25 protein-coding genes are annotated in these 22068 nt (G+C 64.1%); 10 read left to right on the top strand and 15 right to left on the bottom strand.

Features of this window, described 5'->3' with window-relative positions:
- Window positions 1-131 precede the first annotated feature (131 nt).
- Window positions 132-1040 carry an MBL fold metallo-hydrolase gene (locus tag QM672_RS03750; protein ID WP_415080704.1) on the top strand — a complete coding sequence of 303 codons (909 nt, stop codon included), beginning with the start codon at window positions 132-134 and terminating at the stop codon, window positions 1038-1040.
- Here the strand turns inward: QM672_RS03750 and QM672_RS03745 are convergent.
- Both QM672_RS03745 and QM672_RS03740 read right to left on the bottom strand, forming a co-directional pair.
- Complete coding sequence (locus QM672_RS03745) at window positions 1025-1909, bottom strand: DUF1499 domain-containing protein (protein ID WP_311942382.1); 885 nt, start codon at window positions 1907-1909, stop codon at window positions 1025-1027. The genes QM672_RS03750 and QM672_RS03745 overlap by 16 nt on opposite strands.
- Entirely contained in the window at window positions 1909-2622 is a 714-nt protein-coding gene (locus tag QM672_RS03740) for an HAD family hydrolase (RefSeq protein ID WP_311942379.1), read from the bottom strand. The genes QM672_RS03745 and QM672_RS03740 overlap by 1 nt, the downstream gene beginning before the upstream one ends.
- A gap of 283 nt (window positions 2623-2905) precedes the next feature.
- Between QM672_RS03740 and QM672_RS03735 the strand changes: the two genes are divergently transcribed.
- Window positions 2906-3835 (top strand): DnaJ C-terminal domain-containing protein, encoded by a 930-nt coding sequence (locus QM672_RS03735; protein WP_415080701.1) that lies wholly within the window; start codon window positions 2906-2908, stop codon window positions 3833-3835.
- A gap of 32 nt (window positions 3836-3867) precedes the next feature.
- On the opposite strand, the gene aroC is transcribed toward QM672_RS03735, so the two are convergent.
- On the bottom strand, window positions 3868-4983 hold the full coding sequence (aroC, locus tag QM672_RS03730; protein WP_415080699.1) for a chorismate synthase: 1116 nt from the start codon (window positions 4981-4983) through the stop codon (window positions 3868-3870).
- Between the two features lie 169 nt (window positions 4984-5152).
- Between aroC and QM672_RS03725 the strand changes: the two genes are divergently transcribed.
- Complete coding sequence (locus QM672_RS03725; RefSeq protein WP_311942369.1) at window positions 5153-5572, top strand: hypothetical protein; 420 nt, start codon at window positions 5153-5155, stop codon at window positions 5570-5572.
- A gap of 123 nt (window positions 5573-5695) precedes the next feature.
- Here QM672_RS03725 and QM672_RS03720 read toward each other — a convergent pair whose 3' ends face one another.
- The 4 genes from QM672_RS03720 to pdxH all read right to left on the bottom strand — a co-directional run bounded on the left by QM672_RS03720 (window position 5696) and on the right by pdxH (window position 9006).
- Entirely contained in the window at window positions 5696-6277 is a 582-nt protein-coding gene (locus tag QM672_RS03720) for a histidine phosphatase family protein (RefSeq protein WP_311942366.1), read from the bottom strand.
- A 235-nt stretch (window positions 6278-6512) separates the two neighbouring features.
- Window positions 6513-7331: an enoyl-ACP reductase FabI gene (gene fabI / locus QM672_RS03715; protein WP_068284574.1), complete on the bottom strand. Its 819-nt coding sequence runs from the start codon at window positions 7329-7331 to the stop codon at window positions 6513-6515.
- A 148-nt stretch (window positions 7332-7479) separates the two neighbouring features.
- Window positions 7480-8232 carry an SDR family NAD(P)-dependent oxidoreductase gene (locus QM672_RS03710; protein ID WP_394311955.1) on the bottom strand — a complete coding sequence of 251 codons (753 nt, stop codon included), beginning with the start codon at window positions 8230-8232 and terminating at the stop codon, window positions 7480-7482.
- Between the two features lie 129 nt (window positions 8233-8361).
- Complete coding sequence (pdxH, locus tag QM672_RS03705; RefSeq protein ID WP_415080738.1) at window positions 8362-9006, bottom strand: pyridoxamine 5'-phosphate oxidase; 645 nt, start codon at window positions 9004-9006, stop codon at window positions 8362-8364.
- Between the two features lie 21 nt (window positions 9007-9027).
- Here pdxH and QM672_RS03700 point away from each other — a divergent pair, with 21 nt between their 5' ends.
- The 3 genes from QM672_RS03700 (at window position 9028) to QM672_RS03690 (ending at window position 10456) form a co-directional block, all read left to right on the top strand.
- Window positions 9028-9528, top strand: a complete 501-nt coding sequence (locus QM672_RS03700; RefSeq protein WP_311942356.1) for an RT0821/Lpp0805 family surface protein — start codon at window positions 9028-9030, stop codon at window positions 9526-9528.
- Between the two features lie 204 nt (window positions 9529-9732).
- Window positions 9733-9951 carry a hypothetical protein gene (locus QM672_RS03695; protein WP_068284582.1) on the top strand — a complete coding sequence of 73 codons (219 nt, stop codon included), beginning with the start codon at window positions 9733-9735 and terminating at the stop codon, window positions 9949-9951.
- 316 nt (window positions 9952-10267) lie between these two features.
- Complete coding sequence (locus QM672_RS03690; RefSeq protein ID WP_149251642.1) at window positions 10268-10456, top strand: hypothetical protein; 189 nt, start codon at window positions 10268-10270, stop codon at window positions 10454-10456.
- 116 nt (window positions 10457-10572) lie between these two features.
- Here QM672_RS03690 and QM672_RS03685 read toward each other — a convergent pair whose 3' ends face one another.
- The 4 genes from QM672_RS03685 to QM672_RS03670 all read right to left on the bottom strand — a co-directional run bounded on the left by QM672_RS03685 (window position 10573) and on the right by QM672_RS03670 (window position 13906).
- The gene (locus QM672_RS03685) at window positions 10573-11277 is read right to left on the bottom strand and encodes a PA1136 family autoinducer-binding transcriptional regulator (protein WP_415080695.1); all 705 of its coding nucleotides are present in this window, start codon (window positions 11275-11277) and stop codon (window positions 10573-10575) included.
- A 38-nt stretch (window positions 11278-11315) separates the two neighbouring features.
- The gene (gene hchA / locus QM672_RS03680; protein WP_415080693.1) at window positions 11316-12191 is read right to left on the bottom strand and encodes a glyoxalase III HchA; all 876 of its coding nucleotides are present in this window, start codon (window positions 12189-12191) and stop codon (window positions 11316-11318) included.
- Window positions 12192-12417: 226 nt separating this feature from the next.
- On the bottom strand, window positions 12418-13005 hold the full coding sequence (locus QM672_RS03675; RefSeq protein WP_311942341.1) for a L,D-transpeptidase: 588 nt from the start codon (window positions 13003-13005) through the stop codon (window positions 12418-12420).
- 598 nt (window positions 13006-13603) lie between these two features.
- On the bottom strand, window positions 13604-13906 hold the full coding sequence (locus QM672_RS03670; RefSeq protein WP_311942338.1) for a hypothetical protein: 303 nt from the start codon (window positions 13904-13906) through the stop codon (window positions 13604-13606).
- A 366-nt stretch (window positions 13907-14272) separates the two neighbouring features.
- On the opposite strand from QM672_RS03670, the gene QM672_RS03665 reads away from it, so the two are divergent.
- Window positions 14273-15973, top strand: coding sequence for a vWA domain-containing protein (locus QM672_RS03665; protein WP_415080690.1), 1701 nt, complete (start codon window positions 14273-14275; stop codon window positions 15971-15973).
- Window positions 15974-16127: 154 nt separating this feature from the next.
- Here the strand turns inward: QM672_RS03665 and QM672_RS03660 are convergent, their stop codons facing one another.
- Both QM672_RS03660 and QM672_RS03655 read right to left on the bottom strand, forming a co-directional pair.
- Entirely contained in the window at window positions 16128-16397 is a 270-nt protein-coding gene (locus QM672_RS03660; RefSeq protein ID WP_311942332.1) for a hypothetical protein, read from the bottom strand.
- A gap of 194 nt (window positions 16398-16591) precedes the next feature.
- A complete protein-coding gene (locus tag QM672_RS03655) occupies window positions 16592-16927 on the bottom strand; it encodes a GIY-YIG nuclease family protein (RefSeq protein WP_311942329.1) in 336 nt (111 codons plus the stop codon).
- Window positions 16928-17130: 203 nt separating this feature from the next.
- On the opposite strand from QM672_RS03655, the gene QM672_RS03650 reads away from it, so the two are divergent.
- Both QM672_RS03650 and QM672_RS03645 read left to right on the top strand, forming a co-directional pair.
- Entirely contained in the window at window positions 17131-17556 is a 426-nt protein-coding gene (locus tag QM672_RS03650; protein WP_311942327.1) for a DUF1330 domain-containing protein, read from the top strand.
- Window positions 17557-17630: 74 nt separating this feature from the next.
- Window positions 17631-18977 carry an MATE family efflux transporter gene (locus tag QM672_RS03645; RefSeq protein ID WP_415080687.1) on the top strand — a complete coding sequence of 449 codons (1347 nt, stop codon included), beginning with the start codon at window positions 17631-17633 and terminating at the stop codon, window positions 18975-18977.
- 11 nt (window positions 18978-18988) lie between these two features.
- Here the strand turns inward: QM672_RS03645 and QM672_RS03640 are convergent, their stop codons facing one another.
- Both QM672_RS03640 and QM672_RS03635 read right to left on the bottom strand, forming a co-directional pair.
- The gene (locus QM672_RS03640) at window positions 18989-19933 is read right to left on the bottom strand and encodes an alpha/beta hydrolase fold domain-containing protein (RefSeq protein WP_415080685.1); all 945 of its coding nucleotides are present in this window, start codon (window positions 19931-19933) and stop codon (window positions 18989-18991) included.
- Window positions 19934-19967: 34 nt separating this feature from the next.
- Window positions 19968-20225 (bottom strand): hypothetical protein, encoded by a 258-nt coding sequence (locus tag QM672_RS03635; protein ID WP_367623392.1) that lies wholly within the window; start codon window positions 20223-20225, stop codon window positions 19968-19970.
- 217 nt (window positions 20226-20442) lie between these two features.
- Here QM672_RS03635 and QM672_RS03630 point away from each other — a divergent pair, with 217 nt between their 5' ends.
- Window positions 20443-22029, top strand: a complete 1587-nt coding sequence (locus tag QM672_RS03630; protein ID WP_415080682.1) for a gamma-glutamyltransferase family protein — start codon at window positions 20443-20445, stop codon at window positions 22027-22029.
- The last annotated feature ends 39 nt before the right edge of the window (window positions 22030-22068 follow it).

The following is a 22068-nucleotide window of genomic DNA, read 5'->3' as shown; positions in this document are numbered from 1 at the left end:
ACCAGATCCATTCCACACCAGTACGCAATGAGTTTCATCCAAAGGACGTTTGTACGCAAGAGGCGATATCGGCGGCCGGACCGATAGGCCCTTGCCGCACCGGACAAATTTTACCGATACTGGAAATTCCTATGGGCGAAGACATACCTTACAACCGCGAGGCGCCGCCGCCGGGCATCCTCGAGGAATTGTCGCCGGGTGTCCGCCGCATCCTGGCTCCCAATGGCGGTGCCTTCACCTTTACCGGTACCTGTTCCTATATCGTCGGACGCGGCAAGGTCGCGATCATCGACCCCGGACCGGACGATCCTGGTCACGCCGCTGCCCTGCTGGCAGCCGTGCACGACGAGGAAGTGGTGGCGATTGCCGTCACTCACACCCACCGCGACCACTCGCCGGGCGTGTCGGCGCTGGTATCGGCCACCGGCGCGCCCACCTACGGCGCCGGCCCGCATCGCAGCGCCCGCCCCCTGCATGACGGCGAGATCAATCTGCTCGATGCCGCCGGCGACCTCGCCTTCCAGCCCGACATTGTCCTGGCCGAAGGCGATCGTTTCGGTCCGCCGGACTGGCCGTTGACGGCACTGGCGACGCCCGGCCACTGCGCCAACCATCTCGCCTTTTCGCTGGAAGCGGACAAGGTGCTGTTGTCGGGCGACCATGTCATGGCCTGGTCCACCAGCATCGTCGCCCCACCCGACGGCTCGATGGGAGACTACATGGCCTCGCTGGAGAAACTTCTCGGCAGGCCGGAGGCACGCTATTTCCCTGGCCATGGCGGCCCGGTCGAACAGCCCCAGCGCTTCGTGCGAGCGATGATCCAGCATCGCCGCATGCGCGAGGCTTCGATCCTGCAGGCCCTCGGCGAAGGCCCTGCGCCGATCACGCCCTTGACCGCCAGGGTCTATGCGGGGCTGCCGGCCGGGTTGCAGGGAGCGGCGGCCCTCAACCTCTTCGCCCATCTCGAAGACCTGGTCCAGCGCGGCAAGGTCGCCACCGAGGGGGCCCCTTCCATGGCGGGCCGCTACTGGCTCGCCTGATCCGGCGTCAGCGCCCGATCGCGCAACTCGGCCATGAAACTCTGCACATGCTTGGCGTTGGCTCCGAAATCATAGGAGCCGTAGCGAGCAGCCGAGCGCATGTCGATGCGCGTCTTGCCGCCCTCGCTCCGGATGCGCAGCGCAATGTCGTCGACAGTACCCAGAATGGTGGATGAGGCGACCGCCTCGATACGATCGCCAAAGCGCCTCTGCGTGGAGGCCGAACCCGCGGTCGGGCCTCCCATCGCGTCGGCGTCCACGGGATCGCCATCCTCGCGGATGCTGTCCGGCAGGCGGATACGCGCGGCCATCTCGCCGAAGCGCAGATCACCCACGACCTGCCAGCGCCTCTCCCGCATCAGGCGAAGCGCGATCTTGCGGATATCGTCCGGCGGCACGTCGAGGAGAATCGACTGGACCTGCGGCAAGGCCTCGCGCTGATACGCCGCCAGCCCCGCCGCATAGGCGGTGGAATTGGCGTCCGCCGTGCGTGTGCGGGTAGCATGGGCCAGGGGCGGAGGATCCTCGGGATCGGTGCTGACATCGACGATTCCGGGCACGCTGAGGGCAAGGCTGGTGGCGATCGCTGCGGGCCCGAGCACCAGGATGGCAAGCAGGAAGGCACTGAAGGCTCTGCCGAAACCTCGCTCGCCCTTGCGCCAGATCACCTGGAAGGCGACCACGGCGCAGAGCAAGGCGGCGCAGGCTGCCAGCAGTCCCGCGCACAGGGCGGCAAAACCGGCCTTGAGCGGGGCGAGATGGAAGCGCAGCAGCACCAGGGAGATCAGCACCACCTCGAAGGCGAAGACCGCCAAGCTCTGCGCGGTACGGGCCCAGCCGGTCGGCGGAGGCGCCGGGCGTCGCAGCATCAGGGCGCGCCCGCCAGCGACTGCAGGAGATCGGGCAGGTCCATCACGCTGTCGATGACGTGATCGGCATGCGGCGCGAGTTCTTCCCGCTTGGCAAAACCGCTGAGCACGGCGATAGCCGTGCCGCCGGCCGCCTTGACGGCATGAAGGTCATGGGTGGAGTCGCCGACCAGGGCGATTTCCTGAGGCTTCACCCCGAACGCCTGGGCAAAGCCGAGCACCGGACCCGGCTCCGGCTTGCGGCCATGGCCCGAATCATAGCCGAGCACGGCGTCGAGCCAGGGCATCAGGCCGAGCTTCTCGCAGTGCGCACGGGCACCCGCCTCGGAATCGTTGGTGCAGATGCCCAGCAGATAGCCTCGGCTCTTCAGGGTGGACAGGAGCCAGGGCGGATCACCGATGGGCGTGACATGTTTCAGGCCCTCCTCGATGAAGATGCGGTCCATCTGTTCGAAGAAGGCGGTATCGGCGACCTCCCCGAGCACTTCAGCCCAGGCGACCCCATAATCGGCCGAAGATTCGGCCACCAGCACCGAATGCGGCAGGATGCGGTGGCTCGTCAGGTCGTAATCGTTGATCTCGACCAGCCGAGCCATCTTCTCGGGGTCGCCACCGCTCAGGCGCTGCATGGCGGCATAGGCCGCAGCGCTCCAGGTGAGATGGAAGTCGACCAGGGTTCCGTCCTTGTCGAAGAGTATGGCGCGTATCGGCATGGCGAATCCCAGTCTACAGCCCTTTCCCGCCCTCCATAAGGAATTTGGCAAGCGCGGCATACCGAATTCGCGCGAAAACAGGAGGCTGGAACAAGAGATCGTCCATCAAGCGTCAAAAACGACCCCTGAGCCGTCATTGCTGGAACTCACCGCCTTTTCGGAGATTTCGCAGTGCAAGCATATTGCGGAATCCCGTATTAAATCCCATGTCTTGGGCGCACGTGGGCCTTGTGCCACGGTGGCGGGCTGCCCATCAGGGGGCCGGCGGGAGAGATTTTGAAACATGCGTGACCCCTATAGCGTCCTTGGCGTTTCCAAGACGGCAAGCTTGGCTGAGATCAAGAAGGCCTTCCGGAAACTCGCCAAGCAGTACCACCCCGATCAGAACAAGGATGCCAAGGCCGCGGCGAAGTTCGCCGAGGTCAACAGCGCCTATGAAATCGTCGGCGACGAAAAGAAGCGGGCCCAGTTCGATCGTGGCGAGATCGACGCCGAGGGCAAGCCCCGCTTCCAGGGCTTCGAGGCTGCGGGTGGTCCCGGCGGCTTCGGGCGCGACACCGGTGGCTTCGAGTTCAATTTCGGCGGTGGTCGGGGCGGCAGTGGTGGCGGCGGTTTTGCGGGCGGTTTCGACGACATCCTCAGCGAGATGTTCGGCGGACGCGCCCAGCGCGGCGGCGGTTCGCGCGGCTCGGCGCCCCGCGGCGAGGATATCCAGGTCACCGGCCAGATTCCCTTCACGGTCTGGGCGTTGGGCGGCAAGACACGGGTCGAGCTCGGGCCGGGCCGCATGGTGGATGCCTCCATTCCGGCCGGCATCGCTCCAGGCAAGACCATTCGCCTGAGGGGCCAGGGCGAGCCCAGCCCGTTCGGCGGCGAGCCAGGCGATGCGCTGATTACGGTGGCCGTGGCACCGCACGAGACGTTTCGTGCCGAAGGCAGGAATGTTCGCGTCGACGTCAACGTGACCCTCTACGAGGCCGCTCTCGGCGCCAAGGTACGCGTGCCGACGCTGGACGGCTCGGTCGATCTCACTTTGCCTGCCGGCACCACGGGGCTGCGCTCCTTCCGCCTCAAGGGCAAGGGCGTGCAGGCCAAGGACGGTCCGGGCGATCTCATCGTCCAGCCCAGGATCATCATGCCCGGCACGATGGATCCCGAACTCGAGGCGGCCCTCGTGAAGCTGCGCGACAAGGGCTACGATATCGGGCGCTGAATTGGGGAGCGGGTCTTCAAACCCGCCCGCCGTTATTTCTCGAAGGGCCAGGCAACCGGCGTGCCGACCTGGCCGCGATGGCGCAGAAGATGGTCCGCCAGCACGCAGGCCATCATCGCCTCGCCCACCGGCACCGCCCGGATGCCGACACAGGGGTCATGGCGTCCCTTGGTAACGATATCGGTGTCGTGGCCATAACGATCCACCGTGCGTCGCTCCTGCAGGATGGAAGAGGTCGGCTTCACGGCGAAGCGCACCACCACGGGCTGGCCGGTGGAGATGCCGCCGAGAATGCCGCCGGCATGGTTGGAGAGGAACAGCGGCCTGCCGTCATTGCCCATGCGCATCTCGTCGGCGTTCGCCTCGCCCCCGAGTTCGGCAGCGGCAAAGCCATCCCCGATCTCCACGCCCTTGACCGCATTGATGCTCATCATCGCCGCCGCCAGATCCGAATCGAGCTTGCCGTAGATCGGAGCGCCGAGGCCGGGCTGCACCCCTTCGGCCACCACCTCAATCACCGCGCCGATCGACGAACCCGCCTTTCGTATGCCGTCGAGATACTCCTCGAAGAAGACAGCCGCGACCGGATCCGGACAGAAGAAGGGATTGGTGTCCACCGCCTCCCAATCCCAGCGGCTGCGGTCAATCTTGTGCGGCCCCATCTGCACGAGTGCTCCGCGAACGGTCACGCCGGGCAGGACCTGCCGGGCCACCGCTCCGGCCGCCACGCGGGCTGCGGTCTCGCGTGCCGAGGATCGCCCGCCGCCGCGATAGTCGCGAATGCCGTATTTGACGTCATAGGCATAGTCGGCGTGGCCGGGGCGATACTTGTCCTTGATCTCCCCGTAATCCTTCGAACGCTGATCGACATTCTCGATCATCAAATGGATCGGCGTCCCCGTGGTCAGCAATTGCCCACCCGCTTCGTCCGCCATCACGCCGGAAAGGATGCGTACGGCATCGGGTTCGCGACGCTGGGTTGTGAAGCGGCTCTGGCCCGGCTTGCGGCGGTCGAGGAAGCCCTGGATCATTGCCTCGCTGATCGGCAGGCGCGGCGGACAGCCATCGATCACGCAGCCCAGCGCCACGCCGTGACTCTCGCCATAGGTGGTAACGCGGAAGAGATGGCCGAAGCTGTTGAAGGACATGGGAACTCGCAGGGAACGGATGATGGCCGCCTTCTACAGCATTCGCGCCAAAACTCAATTTCGACCGTGTCCCTGTAGGGTCGAAGGTGTCCGACAAACTCCTTCATTGCCAGGGCAGCTGATCAGAATAAGCAAGGCATAATCCAGGATCGAAATAGGATTCGATCAGATGCCGCCGCTGAATTCTCAAACGAAGGTCAAAATTCGGCCATGTCATGGTTCCATGCCTGAGTCGGGCTGGATATCGAAATCGCTACCCGAAATCGAATATACTGGAGGAAATACCATGAACGTCCGCCATCTTGGCCTGCTTCCGGCAATTGCACTGGCGCTTTCCTTGGGTGTCGGCGCAGCATCCGCACAGACCACGCCTGAAGCCACGCCACCGGCGACGGCTGCACCGACCGAACAGATGGCGCCGAGTGCCACGCCGACGACCCCGATGGCCAAGAAGCCGACGGTCGATGCCAGCAAAAAGGCGGCCATTTCCAAGGCCTGCTCCGATGCCGCCGACAAGCAGGGACTGAAGGGCGCGCCCCGTAAAAAGTTCCGCGCAAGCTGCAAGCGCAAGGGTGGCCCGGTTACCTGACCCGATCCACTGCCGCTGCAAGCGACCCTGCTCGACGAGGCCGGCAGGCCTCGCCGGGCCTGATGCCCAGAACCGCCGAAACGCTTATCTGCTTCGGCGGTTCTGGTCAGCCGCGAAAATGCCTTAAGCCCATTCGGCCGATTTGTTGCGGAAGACCAGCAGCTTGCCCTGCCAGATCGGTTCTTCGGCCGCCTGAGCGCTGGCTTTGCCGGCCAGCAGCACCATCAGCACGCGGGCAACGCCACCATGGCTGACAACCACCTGATCCTGCGTCACCGTCTTGAGCCAGAGCGCGATGCGGTCGTGCAGCATGGCGTAGCTTTCGCCGCGCGGCGGGACATAGGCCCATTTGTCGGCCGTACGCGCCTTCACCATGTTGCGGTCCACCGACCGCAATTCGGCCCAGGTTCGGCCTTCCCAATCGCCGAAGGTCAGCTCCTTGAGGCGATCATCGGTCGTGTAGCGCTGCGGCGGCAGGCCGATCGCCTTGCGCGCCAGTTCCGCCGTCTCGCGCGTGCGTCCCAGCGGGCTGACCAGCCAGGGCAAGCCGTCCGGCTCAGGCAGAATCTCGGCAAGCCTGTGGCCAGCCTCGGCAGCCTGCTTGCGTCCGGCTTCGTTGAGGGGAATGTCCTGCTGGCCTTGCAGGCGCGCTTCAGCGTTCCAGTCGGTCTCGCCGTGGCGCATGAAGTAAAGTGTTGGCGCCACGGGCTTACTCCTGCTTTGGACGCATGAACCTGACGGGAGGCCGTCCTGCCTCCCCAAGCAGAGCTTCTCAAGGTCGCCCACTTACGGTTGACACCCAGACGCTCTGCAAGTGTTTGATATCTTGCAGATCCTTCTTGGACGGGCATGACGCCAACCGGCGAACGCCCGTCTCGTTTTCGTGCTGCCCGCTCCCGCAGAATCGCTGGATCGGTGCTCCAAAGCCTGCCCTTGCCGCTCAGTCCTTGCCGGCAAGCGTGATGTCGGGCGAGGTCGGATTCTTCATGCCGACCACGTGGTAGCCGGCGTCGACATGGTGCACTTCGCCGGTAACGCCGCGCGACATGTCGGAGAGCAGATAGGCCCCCGCTTCGCCCACTTCCTCGATAGTGACGGTGCGGCGCAGCGGCGCGTTGTATTCGTTCCACTTCAGGATGTAGCGGAAATCGCCGATGCCGGAAGCGGCAAGGGTCTTGATCGGGCCGGCTGAGATGGCGTTCACGCGAATCGCCTTCTCGCCGAGATCGGCGGCGAGGTAGCGCACGCTCGCCTCGAGCGCGGCCTTGGCCACACCCATGACGTTGTAGTGCGGCATCCACTTCTCGGCGCCGTAATAGGTCAGCGTCAGGATCGAGCCGCCATCCGTCATCAGCTTCTCGGCGCGCTGGGCGACCGAGGTGAGCGAATAGCAGGAGATCAGCATCGTCTTGGTGAAATTCTCTTCGGTCGTCTCGAGATAACGGCCGTCGAGCTGATCCTTGTCCGAAAAGGCGATCGCATGGACGATGAAGTCGAGCTTGCCCCATTTGGCGGCAACTTCGGCGAACACCGCATCGATGCTGGCGCCGTCGGTGACGTCGCAATGGCCGACGACCAGGGCATCAAGTTCGGCAGCCAGGGGCTCAACGCGCTTCTTGAGGGCGTCCCCCTGATAGGTGAAGGCGAGCTCGGCGCCATGCTGCCTGCACGCCTTGGCGATACCCCAGGCGATCGATCGATTATTCGCCACACCCATGATGAGGCCGCGCTTGCCGGCCATCAATCCACTTGCTGTCATTCCGCAACTGCCTATTCGAAAGGAACGGCATGAATAACGGAAGGCTGCGCAGGGGGGAAGGGGCGATAGACCTATTTGTTGAGGAATAGACCATCCCTGTCATGCCGGGAGCATTGTGGGCAACCTTCCCGCCCCCGGAACACCGCCGTCAGACGTGCTGGCCGCCATTGATGGCGATCTCGGCCCCGTTCACATAGGAACTCTGGTCCGTGCACAGGAAGTAGATGGTCTTGGCCACCTCGTCCGGCGTGCCGAGGCGGCGCATCGGGATCTGCGCGACGATCTTTTCGGTGCCGGGCGACAGGATCGAGGTATCGATCTCACCGGGCGCGATCGCATTGACCCGGATGCCCCGCGGCGCGAAGTCCGAGGCCATTTCGCGGGTCAGGGCGGCCAAGGCAGCCTTGGAGGTCGAATAGGCGGCCCCGGCAAAGGGGTGAACGCGCGCGCCCGCTATCGAGGTGACGTTCACCACCGAGCCCTTGACCTGCTCGAGCTCCTGGATCAGCCCGCGCGCCAGCATGATCGGTGCGAAGAAATTGACCTGGAATACCCATTGCCAATCCGAAAGCCCGGTCTCGATGCTGCTCAGGCGCGAGCCACCCTTGCCCTTCGGCGAAATCGCCGCATTGTTGACCAGTGCATGCAGGCCGCTGCCGTCGAGACGGCGCTTGATCTCCTGGATCGCTTCCTCGGTATTGGCCGGATCGGCCAGGTCGACCTGGATGTGATCCTCGGGGCCCGCCTCCCACGGGCATTCCTCCGGAAAAGCATGGCGGGAGCAGGTGATGACCCGCCAGCCTGCCGCTGAAAAGCGCTTGACGGTGGCATGCCCGATCCCCCGGGAGGCGCCGGTGAGGATCATCGCGCGCTGCGGATGCTGGGAGGAACTGCTTGTCATTGATGTAACCGATCGAAAAGGGGGGCGGCTCCCAAGAGCCATGCCAGAAGACATAGATATCACGACGCCCAAATGAAATAGGGCGGCGGATCGCCGCGAATGGCATCCCGAATTGCAGCGCCGCTGTCCTCAGGGATAAAGCTGTTCGCGGCTCCAGCCGCCCTGGCTTTCGGCACGCCGGAAAACCAGGCGGTCATGCAGCCGGAACGGCCTGTCGTGCCAGAACTCGATCTGCACCGGCAGGATGCGAAAACCGGTCCAGTGCGGAGGACGTGGGATCTCGCCGATGGCGAATTTGGCCGTGTAGGTCGCCACCGCCTTTTCGAGGGCGAAACGCCCCTCGAGCGGCCGCGACTGCTGCGAGGCCCAGGCGCCGATTCGGCTCCCGCGCGGGCGCGTGGCAAAATAGGCGTCGGCCTCCGCATCCGTGACACGCTCCACCGGCCCGCGCACCCTCACCTGCCGGCGCAGGCTCTTCCAGTGAAACAGCAGGGCGGCCTTGGGCGTGCCGGCCAGTTCCTGGCCCTTGGTGCTCTGGGTGTTGGTGAAGAATACGAATCCCTTGTCATCGAGGCCCTTGAGCAACACCATGCGAACGTCCGGCAAGCCATCGGGATCTACCGTGGCGAGCGCCATGGCGTTGGGGTCGTTGGGCTCGGATTTCTCCGCCTCCGCGAGCCATTGCGCAAACAGCAAAAACGGTTCGGACGCGCCGAGGAAGCCAGCCGAGTCACCCGGCGTTAACTCGCCCGTGCCAAGATTACCTAACGTCATGGTCATTGGGGTGGCTCCACTGTGTTCAGCCTGTTCGTCTTCAAGGGCGCTTATAACGCGTACCGCGTCCGCGGCCCACTGTCAGCGCTGATCGCCAGTGTCATTTTGACAGGCTGCGCCATTTCGACGCCTCTCGGCCCGATCTTCGGTTCGGCCGAAGATCAGACCACGACCGGCTCGATTCCCGCCCAGGACATCCGCCTCAATGCCAGCATGACCGATGCCGACTGGCAGCAAGCCAAAGCTGCGCTGCAGGCTGCCATGGACCCCCAGAATCCGGGCGCGTCGATCCAATGGTCGAATATGACGACCGGCGCCCATGGTTCGGTGACCCCGGTGGCCGAGACCTATGTCGAGAACAAGCTCACCTGCCGCAGCTTTGTGGCGGCGCAGTCGGACCAGACCGGGGGGTTGGTCCGGGGATCGAACCCGGCGCAATGGTACCAGGGCAAGGGCTGCCGCAAGAGCGGTACGGCCTGGTCGATCGTCAGCGTCCAGCCCTGGGCCCTGCCGAGGGCATGAATTTGCCGGTGCCGGAGGCCCGGTTAATCGAACATTCAGGTGGCGGGGTCTATACTGCCCACCATGCCGTGCGAAGTATCACGGAGCCTTCACGTTAACCATGATAGCTTCGCCGCCAAATATTCACAGTCCGGCCCTCACCTCGCTTCAAAGCACCTCCAGGGTGAATGCAAGTAGAGCGTGTCGTTGCGTATGGAGTTAATTATGACGACCTCCCCTCTTTCCGCCGCCCGACCGGGCGAAGGGCTCGCGCCCCAGCAAGGGTCCCCGCGCGAGCAGTTGCAGCATCTCTATCGCGCCATCGGTATTTCGGCCGTCGCCGCTGCCGCGGCGCAGGTGGCCCGGGTCGTGGCCAAACCCGAAAAGCCCAAGCATGAAATGCCGGCCTGCCTGCGCGACGAAGACGACGATCTCGCCGCCTGAGCGGAAGCATCCTGCATTTATCGATATGCGACGCGGCTGCAACGACATGCGCGCGGCATATCGGTAACATTGAACTTATGAATGCATCGCAGCCGCGCCGCAAAGCGCGGCTTTCTTTATGGCCATGCGGCTCATTTACTTGTGACGTTCTTGCAACATGCTGCAGCAAAATAACGTCAATGTCGCAATTGGGCTAATCATGTCGCCGTTCCGTCATAATTCCCACGCCTTCGCTGTCAATTATGGGATAAGTTGTTGTCGTAACTGCGTAAATCCGTGCACGTACTTGTCGTGTATCTTGGTTGAGGACCAGATTATGGACATCGAGGGATCGCGTCTCCAGCAGCCCGCGCAAGAGAAGCGGGAAAAGCTCGAGGATCGTTATGGCAAGATCGCCATCCCGGCTCTGGCCGCCGCCGTGGGCGCGGCGCGCAAGGAAAAGGACCAGCGCCAGATGAGCGCGGAGGCGGCCTATACTCGCCTTCAGCAGATGGCCCAGTCGTAAGACTTGGCAATATTGCAGGTCGGTATATCCGGCGACGGTTCGCGCGTCCTGGGGCAAGCCTCGGTGACGTCCGGTAAGACATGCGGAAGCAAAGCGCGTTTTCCGAAACGACTCGCTTAGTCCTCGATTTCGCCTTGTCGAATCGCCGTTCGGACCGCCTGCGCAGTCGTCGCTGCTCCCAGGCGCAGGCGTGCCCGGCGCAGATGATTTTCAACCGTCCGCTCCGACAAGCCGAGTGTCGCAGCAATGTCCGCCTGTCGCCGGCCCGCTGCCGTCCAGCGCAGGACTTCGCGCTCCCGCGGCGTAAGGTTGGCGGCCGTGTCGTCGCCACCACCTTCGATGAGGCGCCGCGCCGAGCGGAAAGCCGTGACGCCGATGATCGTCAGGGCGATGCGAGCCCGCGCAGAGCTGTCGATCCGCTCACCGCCATAGGTCACGGCGCCCTCGAGACCGGCGGGGCCGAAGACGGGAATCTGCAGCCCATGCACCCCTGCCCCCCTAGGCGTGCGGACCACGCGATATTTCTCGCCGCGGCCCGAAACCGTCTTGGTCCAGAAAAAGGCTTCGTCCGTGGACAGGATATGGCGCGTCACCGGGCAGCGGCGGACATAGGTCTTCGCATCCACGACAGTCCCGTCGCCAAACCAATCCCCCTCCGCCCAATAGATCTTCTCGATCAGGTCGTCGCGCACCGGGGCTGCAGAAAACAGCACGAAACGATCAAATCCGAACGGCAAAGCGGCAGCACGGACGCGGCGCTGGATCGATGCAAGGTCGTCGCTTCTCTCGATGGCGAAGACCGTGCCGTGGAGCTGATCCATGTCTTGATCCGTATCTTCATGCGCCGTCATCCGGGCGACTATAGCGCGGCTGCCTCCGTGATCAGAGCGCGGGCTGCTGCCTTGCCAAGATTGTTCGATGCGAAAGGACTGTCGCCGGTAATGAGCTTGCGATCCTGGTGCGTTCGGCCGGTGATGTCGTCATTCAGGATTTCCACACCGGCTTCCCGCAGCTTCTCGCCGATGAACCAAGGCATGGGTCCGGGCATGTAGCCGATATCGGGCGTCTTCGCGTCGATCGAATCGGGGAACACGCAAATCTTGTAGCCCTTGAAGGGGGAGTCTGCCTTGGCTTCGCCGATCGAGGCGGCCAGCAAGGCCGCAGGGCCATGACAGAGCGAGATGATGTGCTTGTCCTTGCGCAGGGCCCATTCGAGCACCGCCTTGACGTCGCGGCTTTGCGGCAGGCCGATCAAGGCGCCATGTCCCCCGGGGATGAAGACGCCGATATAATCCGAGGCATTGCCGAGCCGGCCCTCGATGACGTCGGACAGCTTCAGTGGCTGCTTCAGCCTGTCGAGATATTTGCGATAGATGCCCTGGACTGCATCGTCCTCCTTCGGAAAGGCCCAGAGCTCCAGCTTGACCGGGTTTCCCGACAGGGTGGCGATCTCGATTTCGAAACCGGCCTGGTCCATGTGGTACATCGGCAGCAGCATCTCGACGGGGTGGTTGCCGGTCGAGAACATCGTGCCGTTGCGCATGAGGAGATAGCGCTCGTCCGCCGCGATCATCAGGATTTTCCAGCGCCCTCCGCGATAGGCGTCGGGGTAGTGTGCATCCCCCAGGCCGGATTTGGCGGACGTGAACTGGCTCAGTGAATAGGGCGAAGGAAAGAAGGCATTCTCCTCGGCACGATCGGGGGTAGGACGTCTGTCTTCCGAGCGGTCGGTCATGTTGGTCTCTCCGGGCTGATATGAACCGTCCACCGAGGATAGTCTCCATGCCACGCGCCTCGGATGAGGGATTTCCCTCAACCTGGCCAGAAAGACCGCCCCTCATTCGGCAACCATGCAGCGCCGGCCGGGCAAACAAAAAGCCCCGGAAAGATCCGGGGCTTCATGTCGAACGAATGCCGGGCAGGCCAGCCCGGACGCGCCGGGATGCCCGAAACCGCAAATCTCAGCGCACGATCACCTTCGTGCCGGCGGGAACGCGGTTATAAAGATCGATCACGTCGATGTTGCGCATGCGGATGCAGCCGGACGATACGCTGCGGCCGATCTTCTCGGGTTCGTTGGTGCCATGGATGCGATAGAGCGTATCCTTGCCGCCCTGGAAGAGGTAGAGCGCGCGGGCGCCGAGAGGATTGGTCCAGCCACCCTCGGTGCGCTTGACATGCGGCCAGCGCGCAATCATCTCGGCCGGCGGATTCCAGGTCGGCCATTCCGCCTTGTGGTCGATGACGGCCTCGCCCGTCCAGCCGAAAGCCTCGCTGCCGAGGGCCACGCCATAGCGCATCGCCTTGCCGTCGGGCAGCGTATAATAGAGCAGATGCTGCTTGGTCTCGACCACCACCACGCCCGGCGGCTCGCCGGTGGGATTGTCGACCATGTAGCGGGCAAACATCTTGTCCACATCGCCGGTGGGAATCATCGCCATGAACTGAGCGTCCCGCTCCGAGAGCACGGGATCGGCCGTCTTGGTATATTGGCAGGCGCCCAGACTCAGCGACATGGCCGCGAGCACGGCGAAATGGACCAGTTTCATAGTACCCCCGAATACGTCAGCGCGTAGCTAGTACCGACATCATTATGGTTACTGTTCGGTTAAGTCCGGCGGTACTAGGCAGACGAGAGCCGGAAACATCAACACATCAGCAGTACAAAAATGAAACAGCCAGTGGGTGTCAATGCGGTTTGATTAAAAAACAAGAAGTGTTGCCGATATCATACGCCGCCCCCGTGACCCACTCGGAAACCCGCCCCTGGAGCGTTTTGCAACCTAGCGGAACCCCAGGAAATGACAAAGATACGCAGAAACAAACAGTTTGGGCAGGAGAGAGATCGAAAAAGAACGTGCTCTACCCCGACGAAGCCGCCCCTGCCTTACTGTAACGCAGGCGAGGTGAGGACACGCATCGTGCCTCTTCCTTGGAAGAGCTGCGCCGGCTTCCTGAAGCAACCAAGCGTAAGGTTCGCTCTCTACGGGAAATCCAAGCTGAAAGGAGCGGACAAACCTCCTGCAAGGCCTGCCCGCTCAAGGTACTGCTATGGAGAGTAGAGTTACGTCCACGGCAACCCGGTTTCCCGGCCGCTGCACCCCTGTGCCTTTCGGCACAGCCGGCTGCCGCTGCAGCGACTATTCGTCAATGAGCGGTCGACGGACGCGTCGGCGCCGAGAAGCTCAATGCGCTGTCGATTCCAGCGATGATCCCGCGGGCCAGGTCGACATGACGGCCGACACCGGCGGAAAGGGCATCCCGCATCTGCGAGTCGAGAGGAGAATTGTCGATGGCGACACCGAGACTGGACAGCGTCGCGCAAAGCTCGCCCAGTAGACGCTGGTGCTGCCGGATCGACAGCATATAAGCGCGATGCAGCTCGGTGATGTCTGGCGCCGACATGTCGATGTCGTCGTTCCAGTCCAGGCGTGCGTTTGAGGTCAACATCGATAGTCCCCGACGATTTTGCGTGGGCTCGTGCTGATTTCCGGCCCAGCTGATACAGCAATGGTTAATTGGAAACGGCCCCTTCGCGCTGTGCGTTTTCGCACATCGCTGCGGGGCGGTATCAGCATGCCGCCTGTCCAAAAAGCGGGAGAAGGGCATTCAAGCGGTGCGCGGGAGGTGGCGCCGTCAATGCCGAATGAACACCATCACCTCGCGTCCCCCCTATGCGAAAGCGCACAGAGGTAACGGACGACGGCGACACATTCTGCGCCCTGCCAGGGCACGCAACCTTCGCTTGTGTTCGAACCGGCAACCGGCGAGCATGGCCGGACGGGCTTCCGATCGGCAGATCCATTGGAGTTTTCCATGCAGAAAGGCTTTTGCTTCCTCCTTCTGGGCTTCCTCGGCCTGGCGGGCGCCCTGTCGCCGATGGCGGCGAGCGCGAGGGCAGAAGAAGGAGCTCGCGTCATGCTGGTGCTCGATGCCTCGGGTTCGATGTGGGGCAAGGTAGGCGCCATCACCAAGATCGAAGCGGCCCGCCAAACCGTCGGCACCATCCTGAAAGGCTGGCCTTCGGAGGATCAGCTCGGCCTGATGGTCTATGGCCACCGCCGCAAGGGCGACTGCAAGGACATCGAGACGCTCAAACCGGTCGGCCCCGTCGACGAGCAGGCCTTCATGGCCATGGTCGGGGGCCTGTCGCCCAAGGGCCGTACGCCGATGACCGACGCCGTGCGAGCCGCCGCCGAAGCGATGAAGGGGCAGGAGGGCCGGTCGACCATCATTCTCGTCTCCGACGGCGTCGAGACCTGCAATGCCGACCCCTGCGAGGTCGCCGCTGCCTTGAAGAAGGCCGATATCGACCTCGTCGTCGACACTGTCGGTTTCGACATCAAGGATCCCGAGGCCAACCGGGAACTACGCTGCATGGCGGAGGCGACCGGCGGCATCGCCCTGCAGGCAGAGGATGCCGGCGAACTCACCAAGGCCATCCAACAGGCCGTTCACACGGCGCAAGGCAATCCGCCGCCGCCTGCGCCGGCTCCGCAACCCAAGGCCGAGCCGAAGGCGGAACCCAAGCCTGACTGGAACCTGACCGGCTATGCGAGACTGGCGGCCGGCGACGACCCGCTCACCGACAATGTGCAGTGGGAACTCGCCCGCCCGGCGCCGGAAGGCGTGGCGCCTGAAACGGTGATGACGAGCTACAACGCCAACATCCACGAGCAGGTCGCCCCAGGTGACTACATTCTGACGCTCACGGCGGGACAGGCCAGCGTGAAGGCTCCCATCACCATCAAGGCCGGCGAGATGAACCGCGTCGACATGGCGTTGAATGCCGGCCGCCTTGGGCTGCGCGCCAAGCGGACCGCGACTGAAACGGCCCTGGAAAACGCGACCTGGACCGTCAAGGCCAAGGGCAGCACCGACGACCTGTTCACCGCCTATGATGCCGAGACGTCCGTCATCCTGCCGGCGGGCGAATACAGCGTCACCCTCAAGCTCGGCACGTCCATTCAATCCCGTGACGTCGAGGTCGCACCGGCCGAAACGGTCCCCGTCGAGGTCATCGCCGGCGTGGGCAAGCTCAAGGGCAAGATTGTCTTCGTTTCCGGAGGCCCCGTCGCGAAAGATCCCCATGTGGAGATCCTCGCCGGCGCCACGCCGGTCGATGGTGAGTCGTTCCTGGCCGATGCCTATGACGGCGAACCCGTTTTCGACATTGCTGCCGGTACCTATCGCGTTCATGTCCAGATCGACGGGGTGGATCGCGTCTTCCCCCTGGAGATCAAGGCGGGCGAGACGGTCACGGCTTCCTTCCCCCTCGATGCAGGCCTTGCCGCCCTCGACGCGCCGGGTGCGGACTCGGTGCGCATCACCAGTCCCGAAACCGATATCTATGGCGAGGCGAAAGAAATTACCCGGCTCTACACCCTGCCGGCGAACTACGTCCTGCCTGCCGGCAAATACAAGATCAGCGCCTGGAAGGGCGATGTCAGCGTCGTCCAGGACGTCGACATCAAGGCCGGCATACGCAATGAGGTGAAGCTGGCCCTGCCGCAATGATCCCGATTTCGGTGCCCGTCCTCGCCCCTTTACGGGACGAGGTGCGGCCATCGGCAGCGACTTGCGAATGAATTCGATAGCAGATGCAAGGGTGCCTCAACAGGCATCGGCACTGTTGGAGCCTGCAAGCGCCCTGCCCCGAACGCGACGCATGTCAGGGAAACACCAGATATCGTCTCTTGATGCCGCTGCGGGTGTCGGCCATCAGGAGATCGATGCTATCGACTTCGCCTTCGTGCCGAAGTCCGGCCACCACCGCGGTGACGGTCAAGTCCGGCCAGGCTCGCCGGACCGCCTGTCGAATCGCCTGCTCGACATCCAGTTCCATGCGTGTCGGATCGGGCATGCTCCAATCCTCGAAGACGAGGCCGAGCGTTCGCGCAAGCGTGATGCGAAGCTGATCGTCGCTTGGAAGATCGGACATGCGAAAGGCCCCCGGTAATCGCGATCTGCATCATGCGCTGTTCCGGCGTCAAATGAGAAGCGCCACGTCGTTCATGACCATTACAAGAATGGGTTGGGTGCCCGACCGGATCCGGACCGACTGCCTTCAGCATCGCCAAGCGCTCGAGCACGGCGTACCGACGAAGACGCCTCCATCACCGGACAATGACGGCATCAGATCGGCTTTGCCGTCAGCACCACGATCCAGTGATCGAGCCGTTCCTTCAGGGCCCGGTCGCGTATGAAGGCGACCTCTTCATCCTCGAGTTCTTCGACGATCTCGAGGGTGAAGGCCTGTTCTCCGTGTCGGTTCCAGGCGGCCTGCAAGGCCTGATTCAGGCTGACACCCTGGCCCAGGGTGAACCAGAGCCGGTTGCGGATCTTGGAGAGGTCCGGCGCCCGGCCAACCCAGCATTCCCCCGTCTCCGCACAGCGAACGGCATAGATGCCGCCCGCGACCTTGCGCTTCCTATAGGCGTCGACGGCCGCCTTGCGATCTTCGCGTTTCATGGGCGGCCTCCTTCGGCCGAACCGGGTTGGCGTTGCACGTTGGAAGGCAGCCATAAACCAGATCGGCATGTGAGGCAATATTACCCGGGTATATTGACTGCATAATTTTACCCGGGTATAATGGCCGCCATTCACAGTCCACCCGTTCGGCGGCAGACAAGTGCCTGCCCAGGCTGGACTCCGCAGGATGCCGAGGAAAAATCATGCCGCCCTTTCTCTCTCCTACGCAGGAGGCCGGACGAGCCTTCGTGACGCGGGGCCTTTCCGGCCCCATCACCATGCTCAATCTCCTGCGTTTTCGTGAGGTTGCCGACTATTCGGCCTCGCCGGATCTCGCCCCCGCCGCGCCGATCACCGGCGAGGAAGCCTTCCGGCGATATATCGTCCACACCCTGCCCTTCCTGTCCCGAAGTGGCGGCGAAGTTCAGTTTCTCGGGAACGGTGGTGCGTTCCTGATCGGCCCCGAAACCGAACGCTGGGACCTGGTCATGCTGATCCGGCAGGCCTCGGTGCAGAGCTTCCTCGCCTTTGCCGAAGACCGGGACTATCTCGCCGGGCTCGGGCACCGCACCGCCGCGCTGGTCGATTCACGCCTGTTGCCGCTGACGGAACTACCGATTCCTGCCTGATTTTCACCCGTCGATTTCCCGCATGCACCTGGCGGTCCGCCGCCCGGATTGCATGCGCTTGCCCGGTATCCGCCATGTCATCGTCTCCCACCTCCCGCCCCCTATGGCGCCTCTATCTCGGCATCCTCCTGCCCATGATGCTGACCAATGTCCTCCAGGCCGCCTCCGGCACGCTCGACGGCATCTGGATCGGCCAGTTGCTCGGCCTGCCGGCCATTGCCGCGGTATCGGCCTTCTTTCCGATCCTGTTCCTGGCGCTCTCGCTGGTGATCGGCCTGAGCAGCGGCGCCGCCGTGCTGATCGGCCAGGCCTGGGGGGCAGGCGATCGCCCGCGCGTTCGCCGTATCGCCGCCACCGCCATCGTGATGGTGCTCGCCCTCAGCCTGCCGATCGCCCTGTTCGGCCACTTCGCCGTTCCCGGCCTGCTGCAGGCCCTCGGCACGCCCATGACGATCCTGCCGGCGGCCATCGACTATGCGCGCCTGATCACAGTGGGTTGCCCCATGATCTTCCTGCTCTGGCTCGTCACCTCGATGAGCAGAGGCGTCGGCGATACCGTCTCGCCGCTCTTCGTGCTCCTCCTCGCAACCGCACTGTCTCTTGTCGCCACGCCAGCCTTGATCGAGGGCTGGGCGGGACTGCCTCGTCTCGGCATCGCGAGCGCCGCCGTCTCCACCATCGGCGCCTATGCGTTGTCGCTGCTCTGGCTTGCCTGGCACTGGCGCCGCCGCCGACATCCACTGGCGCCATCGCTGTCACCTGCCTTCGATGTTTCGTTCGTTCCGGCCATCCTGCGCATCGGCTTGCCGACCGCCGGCCAGATGATGAGCCTGGCAGTGGCGGAACTGGTGCTGCTTGGCCTGGTGAATCGGCACGGCATCGGCGCAACGGCCAGCTACGGCGCGATCAATCAGATCATGAGCTGGGTGCAGTTTCCGGTGATGTCGCTGGGCATCACGGCGACGGTCCTGGCTTCCCACAGCATCGGCGCGGGCAAGCCAGGCGCCGTCGGGCCTATCCTGGCAACGGGACTGCGTCTGAACCTGGTTACCACGGGCGCCTTCGTGGTAGGCGCCTATCTGCTTGCCCCGGTGGCTATCGGCCTGTTCATCACCGATTCCGCCACGGCTCTTGCCGCCGCAGGTCTGCTGCGCATCGTGCTGTGGAGTGTGGTGCTCGCCGGCTGGTCGGCGGTGCTAAGCGGGGTCATGCGGGCAGATGGTACGGTCCTGGTGCCGATGGTGCTGTTCATGGCCGCCATCGCCCTGGTCGAGGTACCGCTGGCCTGCCTGCTCGATGCAAAGCTCGGCCTGTCCGGTATCTGGATCGGCTATGCGGCCGGGTTCGCCGCGAATCTGCTGTTTCAGGCCTGTTACTACCGCCTCGTCTGGTCGAAGAGACCGGCGCGGCTCTTGACCTGAGCGGCCGGAAATCAGGCCGGATGGGTCACCTTGCCCTCCGGCCGGAAGCGCGCATTGAGCAGATCGCCGATCTGCCCCCGCGCGCGTACGGCCTCCGGCAGCGGCAGCAGCATCCAGGCATGCACCATGCCAGCCTGCTCGAGGAGGTCGATGGGCTGTCCCGCCGCCTCCAGACGCTGCACCAGCCTGTGGGCCTCGGGATTGAGGAGATCGGCCGTGCCGGTCATGACGGCGACTGGCGCGAGCCCCCGCATCTCGCCATAAAGCGGACTGATACCGGGATCGTCCAGCGGCAGGTCACCGGCATAAAGGCGCGCCGCCACACGGGCTGCCTCGGGCGTGATCACCGGGTCATGTGGCCTATGAGCCAGCGTCGCGGGATCCTCCATGGTGAGGTCGAGCCAGGGCGAGAGCAGGACGATCTGGCCCGGCTGGGGCCGACCGGCCGAGACCAGGGCCTGGGCCAGCGCGAGGGCCAACCCGCCTCCAGCCGAATCGCCCATCACCGCCATGCGCTCCGGGGCGATGCGGGCACACAGATCCGTGTAATGCGCCAGCACGCTCGCCAGCACGTCGCGAGGATCGTTTTCCGGAGCCAGAGGATAGAAAGGCACCGTGACACTGCAGCCGGTACGGCGGATCAGATCTTCGAGAAAACGCCAATGCAGGAAGCTGATCGCAAACGAATAGGCGCCGCCATGCAAGTAGAGCAGATGGAAGGGCGCCTGCCCGCCATCCCGTGGACCGAGGTGGAATACGCGGTCACCATGCGCCATGTCCTGCCGGATCTCGCAGAGATTGCGCAAACGGGCGGGAGGCAGTGCAGGACCGGTATGGCGGCTCAGGCGGATCAAGGCCTTCAGAACCGGCGGCCTCGCCCAATCCTTCACCCTCAGCAGGCGAAACAGGCCATGCAGCGAGCGCGCGGCGAGGCTGCCTTCGACGGCTTTCGCCATCCCGCCGCTGGATAGCGGTTCAGGGCCTTGCGCCTTAGGAGCTGGCGCCTTCACGCTTGAAAATCGGCTCGACCCGGCTGGCCTGCCTCAGGAAGACGAAAATGGCATAGAGGGCTATCAGGCCGAACACGCCTTGCAGGATGACCTCGACCGTGGGGCCGAGCTGGAAAAATCCCGCCAGCGCCCAGCCGGAAGCCCAGGCCGCACCGAGCAACTCGGTGCCGATCAGAACGGCAACCGAGCAAATGGTGATCAGGCTGGTCCAATTGATGGATTTGTCAGAGCTGGGCAAAGGCGGCTCCCTGGCGGCTTCCGTGAATGTCGTCCCATGCCTCTATACCATCGCGCCGCGCTTTGCTACGCCCCTTCTGGAACGAAGCACGCTGGAGCGAATTGGCACTCCTGCGCTAACGCATTGTTTTCAGGCGCCTTTGGATTCCCGACGGATCTCGGGGTGCATGAGATGACAAATCGTCCATGTAAGCCTTCGCTTGGAAAGTCCCCTGCCCATGGAACCCCCCGTTTTCGGTCACGCTGCCGTCGCCACGCCCCATCATCCGGCCAGCGAAACCGGCCAGCGCATCCTGATCCAGGGCGGCAATGCCATCGAGGCGATGATCGCCATGGCGGCCACCATCGCCGTCACCTATCCGCATATGAACGGCATGGGTGGTGACGGTTTCTGGCTGGTGGCCGACAAGAGCCGCCGCGTCCGGGCGATCCAGGCTTGCGGCCCCGCCGGCAGCCGGGCCACCATCTCGGCCCTGCGCGATCTCGGCTATGACGAAGTGCCGTCTCGCGGCGTCCTCTCCAGCCTCACGGTTCCCGGCGCAATCGCCGGCTGGCAGATCGCCGCCGAGATGGCCAGGGCTTTCGGGGGACGGCTACCTGTGGCCCTATTGCTGGAAGACGCCATCCGCCATGCCCGCGACGGCATTACCGTCTCGGCCTCGCAGGCCCGCGTCGAAGCGGCAGAGATCGATGAACTCAAGGCCGTGCCAGGCTTCGCAGCCCATTTCATGCCATCAGGCGAAGCCCTCAAGGCCGGCGACCGCCTCCTGCAGCCGGCTCTCGCGGGTCTGCTGGAGCAACTCGCCCATGCCGGGCTCGACGATTTCTATCGTGGCGACGCGGCCCGCGAGATCGCCGCCGATCTCGACCGCGCCGGTGCCCTCGTCACGCGGGAGGATTTCCGACGCTATGAAGCACGGCTGCGCGAGCCGCTGAGCCTCGCCCTGCCGGGGGTCACACTCTCTAGTTTGCCGCCGCCGACGCAGGGCCTGTCCACCCTGATCATCCTCGGCCTCGCCGAACGCCTCGGCCTCAAGCGAGCAGGCGGCTTCGAACACCTCCATGGCCTGATCGAGGCGGCCAAACGGGCCTCGGCCATCGCCGATCGCGAGATTGCCGATCCTGCCTCGATGAGCGCAGATCCGGGCGCCTTCCTCATCCCGGCCTTCCTGGAGCGCGAAGCCGCGGCGATCTCGATGGCGCGCGCCGCTCCCTCCTCCCCGCAGGGTGCGAAGGGCGACACCGTCTGGATGGGCGCGATCGACAAGGAAGGCCTTGCCGTCAGCTACATCCAATCGATCTATTGGGACTACGGTTCGGGCCTGGTCCTGCCGAAGACCGGCCTGCTGATGCAGAATCGTGGCCTTGCCTTTTCGCTCGACGCCCGCTCGCCGCGCGCCTTGGCCCCGGGGCGCCTGCCCTTCCATACGCTTGCCCCGGCCATGGCCCTGTTTGCCGACGGACGGGTGATGCCTTTCGGAACCATGGGCGGCGATGCCCAGCCGCAGATCCTGGCGCAATTGTTCTCACGCTATCGCCTCGGCGAGGACCTTGCGACTGCCGTCGATGCCCCGCGTTTCGTCCTCGCTCGCGACGGGAAGACCAGGAAATCCGTGCTCCAGCTGGAAGACAGATTCGACGAAAGCCTCCTCAACGCGCTCGACCGCGCTGGTCATCCCATCGACATCGGCCAGCCCTATGCAGACAACTTCGGCCATGCTGGCGCGCTCGTCCGTCACATCAGGGACGGACGCATCGAGGCGGTGCACGACCCGCGCGCCGATGGCGGGGCCCTCGGGCTCTAGCCCATCGAGCCGAGGGGGGGATATCGGCCCTTTAATAAA

It is taken from the genome of Labrys sp. (in: a-proteobacteria) (assembly GCF_047605565.1).
GTDB lineage: Bacteria > Pseudomonadota > Alphaproteobacteria > Rhizobiales > Labraceae > Labrys > Labrys neptuniae.
Note: the sequence above shows the minus strand (reverse complement) of the source record. Positions and strands in the feature narration are given on the sequence as shown.

Excerpts from the sequence above, each read along its gene's own strand:
- QM672_RS03750 (WP_415080704.1), top strand. The coding sequence starts at position 132 with ATGGGCGAAGACATACCTTACAACCGCGAGGCGCCGCCGCCGGGCATC.
- QM672_RS03745 (WP_311942382.1), bottom strand. The coding sequence starts at position 1,909 with ATGCTGCGACGCCCGGCGCCTCCGCCGACCGGCTGGGCCCGTACCGCG.
- QM672_RS03740 (WP_311942379.1), bottom strand. The coding sequence starts at position 2,622 with ATGCCGATACGCGCCATACTCTTCGACAAGGACGGAACCCTGGTCGAC.
- QM672_RS03735 (WP_415080701.1), top strand. The coding sequence starts at position 2,906 with ATGCGTGACCCCTATAGCGTCCTTGGCGTTTCCAAGACGGCAAGCTTG.
- aroC (WP_415080699.1), bottom strand. The coding sequence starts at position 4,983 with ATGTCCTTCAACAGCTTCGGCCATCTCTTCCGCGTTACCACCTATGGC.
- QM672_RS03725 (WP_311942369.1), top strand. The coding sequence starts at position 5,153 with ATGCCGCCGCTGAATTCTCAAACGAAGGTCAAAATTCGGCCATGTCAT.
- fabI (WP_068284574.1), bottom strand. The coding sequence starts at position 7,331 with ATGACAGCAAGTGGATTGATGGCCGGCAAGCGCGGCCTCATCATGGGT.
- QM672_RS03710 (WP_394311955.1), bottom strand. The coding sequence starts at position 8,232 with ATGACAAGCAGTTCCTCCCAGCATCCGCAGCGCGCGATGATCCTCACC.
- pdxH (WP_415080738.1), bottom strand. The coding sequence starts at position 9,006 with ATGACGTTAGGTAATCTTGGCACGGGCGAGTTAACGCCGGGTGACTCG.
- QM672_RS03695 (WP_068284582.1), top strand. The coding sequence starts at position 9,733 with ATGACGACCTCCCCTCTTTCCGCCGCCCGACCGGGCGAAGGGCTCGCG.
- QM672_RS03690 (WP_149251642.1), top strand. The coding sequence starts at position 10,268 with ATGGACATCGAGGGATCGCGTCTCCAGCAGCCCGCGCAAGAGAAGCGG.
- QM672_RS03685 (WP_415080695.1), bottom strand. The coding sequence starts at position 11,277 with ATGGATCAGCTCCACGGCACGGTCTTCGCCATCGAGAGAAGCGACGAC.
- hchA (WP_415080693.1), bottom strand. The coding sequence starts at position 12,191 with ATGACCGACCGCTCGGAAGACAGACGTCCTACCCCCGATCGTGCCGAG.
- QM672_RS03675 (WP_311942341.1), bottom strand. The coding sequence starts at position 13,005 with ATGAAACTGGTCCATTTCGCCGTGCTCGCGGCCATGTCGCTGAGTCTG.
- QM672_RS03670 (WP_311942338.1), bottom strand. The coding sequence starts at position 13,906 with ATGTTGACCTCAAACGCACGCCTGGACTGGAACGACGACATCGACATG.
- QM672_RS03665 (WP_415080690.1), top strand. The coding sequence starts at position 14,273 with ATGCAGAAAGGCTTTTGCTTCCTCCTTCTGGGCTTCCTCGGCCTGGCG.
- QM672_RS03660 (WP_311942332.1), bottom strand. The coding sequence starts at position 16,397 with ATGTCCGATCTTCCAAGCGACGATCAGCTTCGCATCACGCTTGCGCGA.
- QM672_RS03655 (WP_311942329.1), bottom strand. The coding sequence starts at position 16,927 with ATGAAACGCGAAGATCGCAAGGCGGCCGTCGACGCCTATAGGAAGCGC.
- QM672_RS03650 (WP_311942327.1), top strand. The coding sequence starts at position 17,131 with ATGCCGCCCTTTCTCTCTCCTACGCAGGAGGCCGGACGAGCCTTCGTG.
- QM672_RS03645 (WP_415080687.1), top strand. The coding sequence starts at position 17,631 with ATGTCATCGTCTCCCACCTCCCGCCCCCTATGGCGCCTCTATCTCGGC.
- QM672_RS03640 (WP_415080685.1), bottom strand. The coding sequence starts at position 19,933 with ATGGCGAAAGCCGTCGAAGGCAGCCTCGCCGCGCGCTCGCTGCATGGC.
- QM672_RS03630 (WP_415080682.1), top strand. The coding sequence starts at position 20,443 with ATGGAACCCCCCGTTTTCGGTCACGCTGCCGTCGCCACGCCCCATCAT.